The sequence below is a fragment of the Candidatus Methanodesulfokora washburnensis genome, from assembly GCF_003947435.1.
Lineage (GTDB): Archaea > Korarchaeota > Korarchaeia > Korarchaeales > Korarchaeaceae > Methanodesulfokora > Methanodesulfokora washburnensis.
Genome location: NZ_RCOS01000022.1, coordinates 1 through 10,074, shown reverse-complemented (window position 1 = coordinate 10,074; position 10,074 = coordinate 1). Strand labels below are relative to the sequence as shown.

Annotated in this window: 21 protein-coding genes; 4 read left to right on the top strand and 17 right to left on the bottom strand. The window is 40.6% G+C overall.

Annotation, left to right across the window (positions count from 1 at the left end; translation table 11 throughout):
* From D6D85_RS01365 to D6D85_RS01340, 7 genes are all read right to left on the bottom strand, one after another.
* Positions 1-247, bottom strand: a 247-nt coding sequence (locus tag D6D85_RS01365) for a hypothetical protein (protein WP_133308280.1), incomplete at its 3' end; no start/stop codon positions are given.
* Positions 248-286: 39 nt separating this feature from the next.
* Positions 287-877: a hypothetical protein gene (locus D6D85_RS01360; RefSeq protein ID WP_125670289.1), complete on the bottom strand. Its 591-nt coding sequence runs from the start codon at positions 875-877 to the stop codon at positions 287-289.
* Entirely contained in the window at positions 874-1,104 is a 231-nt protein-coding gene (locus D6D85_RS01355; RefSeq protein ID WP_125670288.1) for a hypothetical protein, read from the bottom strand. Before D6D85_RS01355 ends, D6D85_RS01360 begins: the two co-directional genes overlap by 4 nt.
* 72 nt (positions 1,105-1,176) lie before the next feature.
* Entirely contained in the window at positions 1,177-1,614 is a 438-nt protein-coding gene (locus D6D85_RS01350; RefSeq protein WP_125670287.1) for a hypothetical protein, read from the bottom strand.
* A 113-nt stretch (positions 1,615-1,727) separates the two neighbouring features.
* Complete coding sequence (locus D6D85_RS15970) at positions 1,728-1,874, bottom strand: hypothetical protein (RefSeq protein ID WP_161969617.1); 147 nt, start codon at positions 1,872-1,874, stop codon at positions 1,728-1,730.
* Positions 1,875-1,884: 10 nt separating this feature from the next.
* Positions 1,885-2,097, bottom strand: a complete 213-nt coding sequence (locus D6D85_RS01345) for a hypothetical protein (RefSeq protein WP_125670286.1) — start codon at positions 2,095-2,097, stop codon at positions 1,885-1,887.
* A 5-nt stretch (positions 2,098-2,102) separates the two neighbouring features.
* The gene (locus tag D6D85_RS01340; protein WP_125670285.1) at positions 2,103-2,705 is read right to left on the bottom strand and encodes a hypothetical protein; all 603 of its coding nucleotides are present in this window, start codon (positions 2,703-2,705) and stop codon (positions 2,103-2,105) included.
* 90 nt (positions 2,706-2,795) lie between these two features.
* Here D6D85_RS01340 and D6D85_RS01335 point away from each other — a divergent pair, with 90 nt between their 5' ends.
* Together D6D85_RS01335 and D6D85_RS15965 are read left to right on the top strand one after the other, a co-directional pair.
* The gene (locus D6D85_RS01335; RefSeq protein ID WP_125670284.1) at positions 2,796-2,996 is read left to right on the top strand and encodes a hypothetical protein; all 201 of its coding nucleotides are present in this window, start codon (positions 2,796-2,798) and stop codon (positions 2,994-2,996) included.
* Positions 2,989-3,150 (top strand): hypothetical protein, encoded by a 162-nt coding sequence (locus D6D85_RS15965; protein WP_161969616.1) that lies wholly within the window; start codon positions 2,989-2,991, stop codon positions 3,148-3,150. The genes D6D85_RS01335 and D6D85_RS15965 overlap by 8 nt, the downstream gene beginning before the upstream one ends.
* A gap of 13 nt (positions 3,151-3,163) precedes the next feature.
* Here the strand turns inward: D6D85_RS15965 and D6D85_RS01330 are convergent, their stop codons facing one another.
* From D6D85_RS01330 to D6D85_RS01295, 8 genes are all read right to left on the bottom strand, one after another.
* Positions 3,164-3,400 (bottom strand): hypothetical protein, encoded by a 237-nt coding sequence (locus D6D85_RS01330; RefSeq protein WP_125670283.1) that lies wholly within the window; start codon positions 3,398-3,400, stop codon positions 3,164-3,166.
* 3 nt (positions 3,401-3,403) lie between these two features.
* Positions 3,404-3,640 (bottom strand): hypothetical protein, encoded by a 237-nt coding sequence (locus D6D85_RS01325; RefSeq protein WP_125670282.1) that lies wholly within the window; start codon positions 3,638-3,640, stop codon positions 3,404-3,406.
* A 17-nt stretch (positions 3,641-3,657) separates the two neighbouring features.
* Positions 3,658-4,128, bottom strand: coding sequence for a hypothetical protein (locus D6D85_RS01320; RefSeq protein ID WP_125670281.1), 471 nt, complete (start codon positions 4,126-4,128; stop codon positions 3,658-3,660).
* 36 nt (positions 4,129-4,164) lie between these two features.
* The gene (locus D6D85_RS01315; RefSeq protein ID WP_125670280.1) at positions 4,165-4,788 is read right to left on the bottom strand and encodes a hypothetical protein; all 624 of its coding nucleotides are present in this window, start codon (positions 4,786-4,788) and stop codon (positions 4,165-4,167) included.
* Entirely contained in the window at positions 4,788-5,087 is a 300-nt protein-coding gene (locus tag D6D85_RS01310; protein ID WP_125670279.1) for a hypothetical protein, read from the bottom strand. The genes D6D85_RS01315 and D6D85_RS01310 overlap by 1 nt, the downstream gene beginning before the upstream one ends.
* A gap of 160 nt (positions 5,088-5,247) precedes the next feature.
* A complete protein-coding gene (locus tag D6D85_RS01305; RefSeq protein WP_125670278.1) occupies positions 5,248-5,559 on the bottom strand; it encodes a hypothetical protein in 312 nt (103 codons plus the stop codon).
* Positions 5,560-5,565: 6 nt separating this feature from the next.
* A complete protein-coding gene (locus tag D6D85_RS01300; protein WP_125670277.1) occupies positions 5,566-6,006 on the bottom strand; it encodes a hypothetical protein in 441 nt (146 codons plus the stop codon).
* Positions 5,966-6,895 carry a hypothetical protein gene (locus D6D85_RS01295; RefSeq protein WP_125670276.1) on the bottom strand — a complete coding sequence of 310 codons (930 nt, stop codon included), beginning with the start codon at positions 6,893-6,895 and terminating at the stop codon, positions 5,966-5,968. The genes D6D85_RS01300 and D6D85_RS01295 overlap by 41 nt, the downstream gene beginning before the upstream one ends.
* Positions 6,896-7,333: 438 nt before the next feature.
* Between D6D85_RS01295 and D6D85_RS01290 the strand changes: the two genes are divergently transcribed.
* Complete coding sequence (locus D6D85_RS01290) at positions 7,334-7,717, top strand: hypothetical protein (RefSeq protein ID WP_125670275.1); 384 nt, start codon at positions 7,334-7,336, stop codon at positions 7,715-7,717.
* Between the two features lie 18 nt (positions 7,718-7,735).
* The gene (locus tag D6D85_RS01285; RefSeq protein WP_125670274.1) at positions 7,736-8,959 is read left to right on the top strand and encodes a hypothetical protein; all 1,224 of its coding nucleotides are present in this window, start codon (positions 7,736-7,738) and stop codon (positions 8,957-8,959) included.
* Here D6D85_RS01285 and D6D85_RS01280 read toward each other — a convergent pair.
* A complete protein-coding gene (locus tag D6D85_RS01280) occupies positions 8,956-9,543 on the bottom strand; it encodes a hypothetical protein (protein WP_125670273.1) in 588 nt (195 codons plus the stop codon). The two genes, D6D85_RS01285 and D6D85_RS01280, sit on opposite strands and share 4 nt — an antisense overlap.
* A gap of 188 nt (positions 9,544-9,731) precedes the next feature.
* The gene (locus D6D85_RS01275; protein WP_125670272.1) at positions 9,732-9,968 is read right to left on the bottom strand and encodes a hypothetical protein; all 237 of its coding nucleotides are present in this window, start codon (positions 9,966-9,968) and stop codon (positions 9,732-9,734) included.
* Positions 9,969-10,074 lie beyond the last annotated feature (106 nt).

Here is a 10,074-nt window from a genome sequence, read left to right as displayed (position 1 = left end):
AGTCTTGAACTGTAACATATACTGGTTTATTGTGAACTCTCTGCCTCACCTTTGCATACACCCTGAGAAGCCTTGAGATGTGATTCTTAGGATATTCCTTTACGTTGGGATCTCTGAAGATCTCTATTCCAGAATCTATTATTACCTCTTCTGCATATTTCAAAAGTGAAAATTTGGGGTGCATGACATTGATTAAAATGTATGGATATGGTCTTGGTGGACTTGTGAACAGCTTAACTGTATGCATTTACTACCACCCTAGAAAAATAATGGAGTGGAATTCCACCTACCCTTTCCTTATCCATATAATAGGCGGTTCAAAGCACGGCATCCAGATTTTAATCCATTTTGCCATCTGATCCTTTGTCATCTTACCTACCCAAATAAATATTTTGTATTTAAATTTCTTTTTGTTCTCCCCTCTACTGAAGAAAGCATAGTAGTATTTTGTATATTCGCTGTAGTATATTCTCAGTAACCTTCTTTTCCCGAAATTAACAGGAGTAACATATTCCCATACTGTAATATAAGCCCCATCATATTGCTTATTCAAGAATTCCCATGCATGACGCTTGACAACTTCTTTTTTCCATTGCCCACCTTCTGACAGAACATGATAGAAATGACGGTAAAGATAGTCTCCATCAACTTTTATGAAATGAGGTAACCTTTCTTTGACCATATTATCAAGAACATTCTCTGGATAGTCCATCAGCTCTCCGCTAATCCCAGTGTTCTTTCTATTTTCTAAAATTCTAGCTATGTCCGAAACAACCTCTTCTTCAAGTCTTTCCACAAGCTCTTTCCTAACCTCAAAAGGCAGATCCAGTCTTTCATACATCTCATTTAAAAATGTCTTAACATCTACTGTCTTCATATAATCACCTTTCCCCTCAACAATTTAGCCTCTCCACCATCTTTTTGCTCCAAACCCTCTATGAGGATCTTCAGTATATTTCTGATGTCTCTAAGAGCCAGTATCATCTTTTGCTCTTTGAGCGATAGATAGAGAAGATCCGCAGTACTCAGCTCGTTTAAAAGATTCATATCCCTTTCCAGATTCTCAAGCTCTTTCCTCAACCTCTCAACAACTTCTGTCCTCATAGACCACCATCATGAAAAGAAGGAATGGAGAAAAATAAAAAGTTTTCGTTTACACAGAGAATAGATACATAGCTATGTCTTAGGATTGAACGGAGCTGGAAATCCCTTTCTTCTAGGCTCTAAAACAAATATGATGTTATCGGATGCGAGTATTGTCTTTCCCCTTTTCCCTATCTTGAGGAATTCGTCTTTTCTGAATATGAACCATCTGAAGTGATTACATCCGCTAGGACATGTCTCCCTGTGATACCATGATTCCATATCATTGGGCATGTTGATCCGACATATTCCGTTATATTCCGTGAATAAAGTGGTGTAGTCTATGGGGCACTTGTACCTAGTGAAGCCAACACCTTTGACAACTATAAATATAGGCTGAACCGATAGAATTCTGCACTTCTGAGACTCCTCGTAAACCTGAGAGAACGGAAACCTGTACCCTACCTCAACAAGGGCTTCATCCACACACAGAGCGTTATCGGATGCCGATATTTCAGTAACTGAGCTCATCTTCTATCACCTTATATCACTTCTCCACCTTTGACAGATACCACATCATCTCATATATCTCATCCAGAGCCTCATCCACAGAGAGCTGACCCATAATTCCACCTCCCCACACCTCATGGATCAACTGTTATTATAAATGGAGACCAAGCTGTTGAGGCATACCAGAACACAGCATTACTGCCCCTTTTTATCCTACCCGTTACAGAGCTATCCCATTGAGTTGAGACGAAATATGTAAACCCAGTATAGTACATCTCCATACTACCACCCTTATTTCTTTAGTCTTAGAATACCACCATGCATTATCTCAATGTCCTTGTACTCAGGTATTGTCTTCATGAGCCTCAGCAATCCGTAGAGATGAGTCCACGAGCATCCAAGCAACAGAAGCAACTCCTCTTTAGAAGTTACCTTTTTTTCCCTCACAAGCTTGGCTATCATATCCATCTCCTTCTTGTAGTTATCCAGAGCTTTTCTAACCATCCTTATCACCCCCCGATAGGCGGTCTAGCCTTCTTTTTAGCCTCGTAAATTAGATCCCTCATTGAGAGCAGAAGCATTATTGATAATGCAAACAGGGAGACTATGGTCTCTGGAAGGTTCTCCTCCATTGTCTCATCAATCAGGTTCTTGTACCTCTCCATCGTCTGAGCTAGAGGAATTGGATCTGATTCGTTAAATGCAGTTGCGAATATATCACCTAGAGGAAGGGAGTTAAGTGCTTTTATTACGTATTCATCGGTCAGCTTTTTATCGCCAGACTCTAGATATGGGAGATCTTTCAGGAATGGGTATATCTTAAATGATGTAACGAAGGTCTTTGCATTCGCATGTGGGGATGGATTTTTAGGAGGCTGTTTTACCACAGATACAGTCATTTCCTCTGATGTTTCCACAATTTTTTTCGGAAAAGACTGTTCTATGCCGTAGAGGATAAGCGAGAGAAAGAGTGCTATTAGAAGCAATGCGACCCAGAGCTTGTAGATCCATTGCGGAAGGTCAAATACTAGGAAGGCTACTGAGAAGGTTATATACCCTATGAGGAATACACCAACAACAGCCTCAGCTATACCCTCTCTTATACGCACCATACACATCACCATGAGAAAATGAGAAGTGAAAAATAAAAAGTTTTCGTTTACACAGGAAAAGGTTTTAAATAGGAATACTGAATATTTCGTATGGGAGAAATTACCGAATCGATAAGGGAGATCCTTGAGATCATAGCCATTACAATAGTGTATGCACCGCTTTACATAGCAATGCTGATCATGGTCTGGATATGCAGTAAATCGGGGATCACAAGGATATGCAGAACAACAATGAGGATAGCACATATAATATACAAAATTAGAAAGAAGCTGAGGGATGTCTTTGGATAGAAAAAAACTTGAAGAGCTAACGATACTGCTTTTAGGATCTAATCAGGAAAAGCCAATACCCAGTAAGGAGCATCTAAAAGCCATGCTTTTTGTTCTTGAGAAGGTCATTGAGGGGGACGAAAAACTTAAAAAGCTAATAGAAAAAATGGAATAATGGGTATGCCTTATTAAGTTTTTCTCTCCTTGACATGGGAGTATCTACAGATATGAGGACACCATAAACCTAAAGAGCAAGCCCATGAGATCTTTACCTTGTTCTTCACTCTCTCCACAACAACAGGAGCAAGTACTATTGTCTTTGACTTTCCATCCTCGAAGTTATAGCAAGCTGATATAGAGGGCTTAAGCTCAATGTGTATTTCCCCCTCCTTAAACTCGTATGTCTCCTTTTTATTATAGGACATCCACTATTCATCCCCTCTGGAAAGGATGGGCTTCATATAATCACAAAGCCACTCATTTTTAAACTCATTGAGGATTATCCTGAAAACCTCATTGAGCCACCTAGCCTCTGATGCAAGCATCTCAGCAAGGTTTTCTTTATTCCTCTCTTTTAACATGTTGAGCATAATTGAGATCTCTCCATTTATTCTACCCACCATCCTAGCTATTTCCATTGTATCGTGATATGATCTCATCTCCATAAGACTACACCTCTTTTTTACTTCTGCTCTATTGCAAACTTGACCATGCTCAGCAATATGTTTCTCATTTCCTCTCTCTGAGGTATCTGGCTTTCAGCTTTTACCTTCTCTTTTACCTCTTTCCCTTCTATCACGAGAAGACCTATTCCGAGATCCCTGTACAAGGATGTGTCGGTTATCTCATCCCCTATCTCCTTAGGAACTGCTATATAAGAGTAAGCCCCCATCTTTCTATAGATAGCACACCTACCTATCGCATCGAAAAGCAGTTGTTTTGAATCCCTAACCTCAACAACTGCTAATACCTCTGTGTCATCCTCTTTCTTGTAGCCAACTATGCATGGCTTTATGAACTGTATTCCCAACATTGAAAGAGAGGGTATTCCCACAACAAACTCATCCATGAACTGGATAGCTCTGAAGCCGTTATCCTTTAGCCACTCAATAACAGGAGAGTAGAACAACTCCTCTTTCTTGGGTATATTCATCCCCCCTATTTTTTCCTGCACTTTCTTTATAAAGTTTTATCTATCTGTTTTTCCACTCTGCTTCTTTGGGCAGAACATCGAGAAGGAGCACCTTTCGCATTCCCAGCTGAACAGCGGAGTTCTCTCATAGCTAAGAGAGGATCTTATCATCTGGATTATCTCATCATCTGGTAGAGGATCATCGTAAAAGTACTCGGTAGCTCTAGTAGGAGTTATGTATATGAGCATCCCCTTTCTGCTTAAAATGTTCATGTAGATCCTAAGCTGTTTCTCATGGTGAGGATATGGAAGGGACATATCGGATAACGAGCTTTTTATCTCGATAACAGTATTAGGAAGGACGGCATCGCACCTACCCTTTAGTATTATCTCCTTTCCATCAACTGTAAATCTCTTCTCTATTTCCCTCTCTATCTCCACCAGAAGACCCCTCTCCTTTCCATAGATCTCTATAACCCTCTGCAATCCCATGTGGATGAGATCGCCATGCATGAACAGAGGAATTGTAGGAACAACAAGAAAAGGATACCTGTTTCTGAAATCCCTCTTTAACGGACACTCAAGAAGCTCTGTTACATGTATCTCGTTCTCAAGCCTGTGTTTATGCAACTCCATTTCAGTTTGCTTTATATGAATAAAAAAGTCTATTATGCTGTCCATCATACCACCTCCATCACTTCTCCTTCTTCTCCTTCTTCTCTCAACTGCCTTAGCCTCTGAGCGTCTTTCTTAGCCTCCTCCCTGTATTTCTTAAAAACAAAGAAAACACGATCCTCTGTAAAGCCTATGTAGTTAACATCATCCATGATGGATCTCCACGCCTTCACTATATCGTATTCAGAGTATCCTGTCTTTAATGCTAGCCTTTCCAAAGATATTTCCCCAGCATCCATTATCTCAAGAAGTATGTCATTAGCCACCTTATAAATAGGAACATTAGCCTTCTTCTTTTTCTGCATCATAAATCACCATCCCCACAAAAAGAGAGGGATGCGAATATAAAATCTTTTTGTTTCACAAAAAGTATGGAAGTGGATCAGAGAGGGGTGATAGATCACTGATTCAGCGATCCTTCCCTCATCATCTCCTCTTAGTGAGCATCGGTTTCCTTTTTAATCTTTATTTCATTTTTTCTCTTTCTTTGAAGAACTGGATTACCTCCTTTAGATCCTCTCTTGATATGTTGTCGGTTATCCAGAGAGCCTTGTCATTCAGCCATGCACCATATCCTTTTGGCAGATCTATCACCTTTATTCCCTCAACATTGAATACTGAAAATCCCTGAGAAGCCAATTTATTTAGCTCATCAACTAGCACCTTTTCCCCCAAGTATGTACGTATCTCTTTCCCATTCAGACCCAGTATAACCAGCCTTTTAAAACCCCAGCCGAATATATCATTGATCTCCTCATCCCTTATCAATCTGATCATTTTTCATCACCCCGCCTTCTTCTTTAATAACCTAGCCATTATTCTAGGCTTTTCCTTAGCTATTTTCCTCTGAATCTTTCTCTTGTGTCTGGCAAAGGTAACAGCACCTGCTAATCCCTTGGTTAAATTCAGGACATCACGTACCCAGACGGGCTTATCGCTACCATTGTGATTGTTGTTGAGAATCCACCTTGCTCTATCGGTTATGTATATCTTGATCTTTCTGCTATCCCTTTCCTTTTTTATCAGACCTTTTCTTTCAAAGAACCTGAGGATAGCCCTGCAAATATGCTCATCGCCGTAGTAATCCTTTATGTACGATAGCACCACTAAGGTGGACTTTCCATTGTTATCGCTGATTATTTTCAGCACTCTAAACAGCATCTCAAGATACCTACCACCACGCTCAGGCAAATAGACCGAAGACAACCTCTCTCCTGTTTGCATATTTTATCAACCCCCTACCTCTCATCATCCTTATATATTTCCTAACAGTTGAAGGAGCGTAAAAACCGCATCTATGAAGGGCTTCTTCAAAAAGCAAACGGGGCATGGAATATGGAAGCTTCTGAGACCCAAGAATATCGCATATAGTGTAGATAATCCTCTGGACAGGATCTCTGTATGAGTAGAGAGGACAATCACCATCAGCTTGAGTGTCAAAAGTCTTCATTATTACTATATTCCTCTTTCCCCTGAACCCCCTCTGTATCTCAATGAAGCCGTATTTCTCAAACCTTCTTTTCCAGAAGGATCTCTTGAAGACAGTATCTATGCCTATGGACTGTAAAGCCTCATTAAAGATAGGTTCACCAACCTGAGAGCCAGTGTATATTGTGAGACCCATATTCCTAAGAGCACTAAGGACAGCAATAAACTTCTTCTCTGTATTTTCCTCCTTTATGTTCTTCTTTTTCCTTTCCTTTTGCCTTTTCAGCTCATCTTCATCTATAGAGGAGAGGTACTTTCTCAGGATATATGTGATGAGCCTTGAGACACCATGTAAAGAGGGATAGAGAAGGTAGTTAAACCTCTTCAGAAGCTCATTCCATAATAACGGATCTATCTTAAGGTGAACGTCTTTGGGATTGTTAACAGGTTTCAAAAGGTGTGAACGTACTAAATCGAGGTCGTCTATAGCAGGTGAGGAGAGGGTATAGCGGATAGCCTCATCAACTATATATGTCCACCTTCTCTTATCTCCGTTTTTAAGGAGTTTGGCTATCTCTCTAGCTCTCTCATATAAAGGAAGAGGTATAACCACGTGTATCTCTATGTATCTCCTCTCTCCTTCTCTCTCCTCTCTCTCTTTTAGTAACACTACTCCTCTCTCCATTCATATCCCCCCTCTTAGTTTAAGGAAAAACAATATTTCAAGTTTCGTATGGCTCCCTAAGCGATACAGGTTCTCTAATCGCAGAGTGGAAATGATACTCCTAAGAATGGAGAAACACAGAACATTAAAGTAGAAAGAAGCTCTCTCCTGTCTCCTTTTATTATATAGTTTTAGTGAGATCCCCATTCCTTGACCCCCCTCTCTGAAAACGCTATATGCGACACCGATTATAGATGTTCGTGTCGGTTCTGAGAACAGCCCCCTACCGTAAAGTTTATATAGCAAGGGAGCACCTATACATGAAGATCTTACATCGGTCATGTCGTCACCTCTCCCACCTATCCCCTCTTTCTTTAAAACCCTTTGTCTTACTTTTTGGAAAGATTGGAGACTTTTGAAAAACGAAACCTTTAAATTCTTCATCCTACCCTGTTTGTTATGGTGATAACATCCATGACCGTACCTTATAGGACGGATGAGAAGGTGATTCTAGAGAGAATCGTGAGAAGAGCACTCCTTGAGATGATAGATGCGTACATACAGGTGGCTACTGGAAAATTCCCCTATGATCTCACAATAGAGGAAAGAGTGAGGATGGTGTTTGGTGGGTTCCTAGCTTCTGACTATTACATGATAGACGATAAGCTGATATTTTTGTCAGTACCTGATAACATACCAAAATACATAACGATGAAGGAGTTTGCATCGATAATAGGCGGATCTTATGTTGAGGGGTACAACTATGTTTATGTACCATTCAACAGCTTCATAGCATTCATGAAGAGGGATTACGAGACAATAAAGGGGGCTATCAGGAAATGAGGGAAGGTGGAATGAAGGATGCCTGAGCTTGAGTCTCTTGCGGTTAAACCAAAGCTTTCGGATCTGATAATTGATACAGACAAGGACTGGAGGGGATATTTAATAAAAAATCTGAAGTCTCTTGTCTTGCAGTCGCTTACAGCAGATCCAGCACTTGTAGCTGGGGAGATATGGTTCAGATCCGATTTAGGACAACTCAGATACACACCAGATGGCTTAACAGTATATGTTATAGACCCAGCCCCTGTTGTTGATAAGACATGGAGTGATACAACAGGGCATTACTTCAATTATGACCCCTCCTATCAGGCGTGGTCAGCTCTTCCAGCAATACAGCTTAATAGCCCAGCAACAGGTCATAAGAGAAGCTTTGAGGATGCCCAGACAGGTTATTGTTATGTTCATGGATGGTTGGTTAAACAAAAAGCATCTCTCTCAAGCAGACTAGATATAGTAGCAAAGGTAGGTGCCTATCGTAGCATTGTAGCCACAGGAGCTAATCTATGTTTTGTTATAGCAGATCCAGCAACCATAGATGTCAAGGCTAGGAATGATTCAGTCCCTTGGGTTTTTATGAGGTGGGATATGTCAACATTGGGTTATCCTAATGGTGCATATGGTCGGCCCCTTAGTGGTTACATAATATTTACATCACCCCCATCCTACTCATTCTCGCCTGCAAACCCCTCTTCCCTCAATTACAACTTGATAACTCAGATACCGAACAGCAGAAGACATATATTATATGGGTATGCTGATGCTTGGCCTGGTGATTGGGATCAATGGGCATCTCTCCAGTCTGGGGTTTCAAACACAAATTTAAGGTTCAGGGTCTCAACACCAGAGCCAGAAGTGGAGGTAATAGAAGACATAACACAATACCTCCCAGTTGATAGAGCTGTTATTGCTAGGTGGGATGGCGAAGTTAGGCTTTGGATTGAGAAAAAATACACAGGCATGATAGTTTCGTTGGGAAAGGATGTTGAGATAGTCTCAATTGATAAGCCAAACAGAAGTATATCCATAAACTTATTCGACAGGATGCTTTTAAGCGGGAAGGAACCCGAGAAAAACCATCGTGTATTGGACATAAAAGTGAGGACTGATAGATCTGACCTCCACAGGAAATCCTCGCTCTGGAGGATCGCCATAATGGTACGTGATAGGGAATATGTTGATGTAGCTCTAGGGGACAGCTCGTGGGATGGAGATAAATTCGGTTACTACATATCATCAATTTAAGTTTCCTCTTCTTTCTGCTCCTCTTTGGGCACTACCAGATTCTTAGCCTCGTCATCTCCACTAATAGTGTGGTATAAATAGTAAACAACTCTGGCTGTGGTAATAGCTATAGCATATAAGACATCCTTCATCTCCTCATCCGTTATTCTATTTTTAAATATAAACTCGTTAAGGCATTCGTCTAACACCTTACCCCAGTTTATCAGCTGAGTTCTCACAAGCCTCTTATATATTATTCTTGTGAAGTTGTGGTATGGGATCAAGTTCTGTCCAGTAACACCGTATATCCCCATTATATTCCTCACCAGCTCAGCACTATATTTGGTGAAAAGCATTGCCTTTCCAGCCCTAGCAATAGTCCAGTAGTCTATATTCCAAGTTACAGTTTTCCTGAGCTTTGTCATCTGCTTCTCAACCGATTCACTAGCCCTCTTTATCAGCAACGCCCTCTGAGAAATTCCTATAATGCTGAATATCTTATCATATTGTATTATAAGTTTTATGGGATCAGTTCCCTTCTCTCTCTCCTCCAGAATCTCGGAGATGTATCCCCTCACATTCGACAGAAAACTAAGTTCCTTCATGGTTATCACCTACAGGATTTTGGCAACATATATCGCATCCTAGACCGTGATCATCACGGAAACAACGTTCACATTCTTTAAAAACTTTACGGATCAGAAAATCGGGTGTTCTGAAATTCCTTCTGTGTTTCCTTTTCGGCTACTTTCTCTCCTTTCTCAAAAATTAGGTGCTAGATTAGGTCTTCTTCTTATAGGAAATTCTCAAGAGGCTCAGCTCTCTCAATATCCTCATTAAAGACCAGTCTTGCAGGCTCATCACGACCATGACATTTAATTATAGTTCTAGGCATTTCGAGTACATCTTCTAGCTCAATCCCTTTCCAGATATTCTTTGAGCGTATTTCTATAACGAGAAGGGCTTTTCCTTTATATCTATCTGCTATTTCAAGGACACGGTAGATCTCTGTTTCCAGTACATGTCTCAATGCAAAGAGGATTGAAAGTTATCTCTATCGATGGGACTCCTCTCTTTATGTAGAAGGTCTCAATGCAAAGAGGATTGAAAGGGATATTCTGCGAGTCTCTAGGGGG

What these genes read in the sequence shown, in the direction of transcription:
- D6D85_RS01280 (WP_125670273.1), bottom strand. Translation starts at nt 9,543, where the DNA reads ATGAAGGAACTTAGTTTTCTGTCGAATGTGAGGGGATACATCTCCGAG.
- D6D85_RS01305 (WP_125670278.1), bottom strand. Translation starts at nt 5,559, where the DNA reads ATGATCAGATTGATAAGGGATGAGGAGATCAATGATATATTCGGCTGG.
- D6D85_RS01345 (WP_125670286.1), bottom strand. Translation starts at nt 2,097, where the DNA reads ATGGTTAGAAAAGCTCTGGATAACTACAAGAAGGAGATGGATATGATA.
- D6D85_RS01310 (WP_125670279.1), bottom strand. Translation starts at nt 5,087, where the DNA reads ATGCAGAAAAAGAAGAAGGCTAATGTTCCTATTTATAAGGTGGCTAAT.
- D6D85_RS01335 (WP_125670284.1), top strand. Translation starts at nt 2,796, where the DNA reads ATGGGAGAAATTACCGAATCGATAAGGGAGATCCTTGAGATCATAGCC.
- D6D85_RS01360 (WP_125670289.1), bottom strand. Translation starts at nt 877, where the DNA reads ATGAAGACAGTAGATGTTAAGACATTTTTAAATGAGATGTATGAAAGA.
- D6D85_RS01355 (WP_125670288.1), bottom strand. Translation starts at nt 1,104, where the DNA reads ATGAGGACAGAAGTTGTTGAGAGGTTGAGGAAAGAGCTTGAGAATCTG.
- D6D85_RS01320 (WP_125670281.1), bottom strand. Translation starts at nt 4,128, where the DNA reads ATGAATATACCCAAGAAAGAGGAGTTGTTCTACTCTCCTGTTATTGAG.
- D6D85_RS01290 (WP_125670275.1), top strand. Translation starts at nt 7,334, where the DNA reads ATGGTGATAACATCCATGACCGTACCTTATAGGACGGATGAGAAGGTG.
- D6D85_RS01330 (WP_125670283.1), bottom strand. Translation starts at nt 3,400, where the DNA reads ATGTCCTATAATAAAAAGGAGACATACGAGTTTAAGGAGGGGGAAATA.
- D6D85_RS01300 (WP_125670277.1), bottom strand. Translation starts at nt 6,006, where the DNA reads ATGCAAACAGGAGAGAGGTTGTCTTCGGTCTATTTGCCTGAGCGTGGT.
- D6D85_RS01350 (WP_125670287.1), bottom strand. Translation starts at nt 1,614, where the DNA reads ATGAGCTCAGTTACTGAAATATCGGCATCCGATAACGCTCTGTGTGTG.
- D6D85_RS01325 (WP_125670282.1), bottom strand. Translation starts at nt 3,640, where the DNA reads ATGGAGATGAGATCATATCACGATACAATGGAAATAGCTAGGATGGTG.
- D6D85_RS01285 (WP_125670274.1), top strand. Translation starts at nt 7,736, where the DNA reads ATGCCTGAGCTTGAGTCTCTTGCGGTTAAACCAAAGCTTTCGGATCTG.
- D6D85_RS01340 (WP_125670285.1), bottom strand. Translation starts at nt 2,705, where the DNA reads ATGGTGCGTATAAGAGAGGGTATAGCTGAGGCTGTTGTTGGTGTATTC.
- D6D85_RS01295 (WP_125670276.1), bottom strand. Translation starts at nt 6,895, where the DNA reads ATGGAGAGAGGAGTAGTGTTACTAAAAGAGAGAGAGGAGAGAGAAGGA.
- D6D85_RS01315 (WP_125670280.1), bottom strand. Translation starts at nt 4,788, where the DNA reads ATGGACAGCATAATAGACTTTTTTATTCATATAAAGCAAACTGAAATG.
- D6D85_RS15970 (WP_161969617.1), bottom strand. Translation starts at nt 1,874, where the DNA reads ATGGAGATGTACTATACTGGGTTTACATATTTCGTCTCAACTCAATGG.